1 protein-coding gene is annotated in these 1,830 nt (G+C 40.7%); it reads left to right on the top strand.

Translation table 11 applies throughout. The features are described 5' to 3' along the window. The first annotated feature begins 521 nt into the window (after positions 1-521). Complete coding sequence (gene ltrA / locus AC3WJF_RS22985; RefSeq protein WP_492456416.1) at positions 522-1,781, top strand: group II intron reverse transcriptase/maturase; 1,260 nt, start codon at positions 522-524, stop codon at positions 1,779-1,781. The last annotated feature ends 49 nt before the right edge of the window (positions 1,782-1,830 follow it).

Genomic DNA, 1,830 nt, shown 5'->3' with positions numbered 1-1,830 from the left:
TTTGGTGTGCCGGGCATGTCCGTCAACTAGGTGATGAAAGTTCACTGTGGACGTTGGGATATGCGAACCACTAGCCAAAAGCAAGGGTGTCTGCGGTGACGCAGAATCTGAAGGAAGCTCGAGGCAAAACCTTGGTCTGAGGTACACGAATCACATTCGAGGTTGTCGTTGTTGGATGAGGTTGCCAAACAAACTGAAATCCGAAATATCTCCAGAAACAACGGCAATAAATGTGGCAGATGGATGAGGTGAAAGTGGACGGACTTACCCCGGGAGATCTGATGGAAACCCTTTTTGGAACCTATTTAGTGATAAATAGGTTGAACCGTCAGAAGTCAGCAGAAGCCATAGTACCAGAAATGGGAAGGGCTGAACGAAAGGAGTGAAACATGGTTAGATGATAATGTGGCGGTTATGACACAGCTAATCGTAAGACTTCTTCAAAGCCGAAATGCGGAACGTGGAGGCAATGAGCGAAGAGTGGAACCGTACACATTCACTTCTGAACACATGGAACACATATGGAATCAAATGGACTAATTTATTTAATTACAGACCGTGACAATCTTAACGAAGCTTTTAAAAGGGTACGAAGAAACAAAGGTGCTGCGGGAGTCGATGGGAAAGATATAGAAGCAACACGCCAATATTTAAAAGAAAATAGTGAGAAAGTCATTTACCAAATTCGGACGGGACAATATACTCCACAACCTGTTAGAAGGGTTGAAATTCCAAAAGGGAATGGTGGAAAACGTAAATTGGGAATTCCAACAGTTACAGACCGAGTAGTTCAACAGGCGGTCGTACAGATACTAACTCCACTATTTGACCCTATTTTCAGCCCATATAGTTACGGATTTCGTCCAAATAAAAGTGCTCATCAAGCAATTCAACAAGCACAAGCTTATATAGATGAAGGTTATCAATATGTCGTAGACATGGATTTAGAAAAGTTCTTTGATCGAGTTCAACACGATAAACTAATGTCGCTGGTCGCTAGGTATATCAAGGATAAACCGACTCTTAAACTGATTCGGAAATTCCTAAATGCAGGTGTGATGGAGAATGGCGTGGTTACATACGACAAAGAAGGAACCCCGCAAGGCGGTCCCCTTAGTCCATTACTTAGTAATATTATGTTAAATGAGTTAGACAAAGAACTCGAAAAACGAGGACATAAATTCGTTCGTTACGCAGATGATTGCAATATCTATGTGAAAAGCATTAAGGCTGGGGAACGAGTTAAGACAGGTATCACCACCTTTATCGAAAATAAATTAAAACTAAAGGTAAATGAGGAGAAAACCGCGGTGGGAAAGCCCAGCGCACGAATATTCTTAGGAATGAGCTTCTACCGAAGCAAGAAAGAAACAAGGGTATACGTGCCGAAAAAGAGCAAACAAAAATTGGAAGATAAGATACGGAAGCTTACTAGTCGAAGTTGGAGTACAAAGATGAGTAATCGAATAAAGAGATTGAATTATTTGATACAAGGATGGGGTAATTATTTTAAAATAGGCGATATACGTAGTTACGCCATTAAAATAGACCAACATATACGTAGAAGATTACGGGCATGTAGATGGAAAGAATGGAAGAAAGTATCATCCAAATACCGAAACCTACTAAAGCTTGGAATCGAGTCAAAGGAAGCGTATAAGATGGCAAATACCCGCAAGGGAATTTGGCACTCATCTAATAATCAAATAATAAATCGAGCACTTAACAACAAATACTGGGAAAGCCAAAATCTGAAGCAACTTTCCCATATAATAATTTGATACCATAAAACTTTCGAACCGCCGTATACCGAACGGTACGTACGGTGGT

It is taken from the genome of Heyndrickxia sp. FW510-T9 (genome assembly GCF_058781025.1).
Note: the sequence above shows the minus strand (reverse complement) of the source record. Positions and strands in the feature narration are given on the sequence as shown.

What these genes read in the sequence shown, in the direction of transcription:
- ltrA (WP_492456416.1), top strand. Translation starts at nt 522, where the DNA reads ATGGAATCAAATGGACTAATTTATTTAATTACAGACCGTGACAATCTT.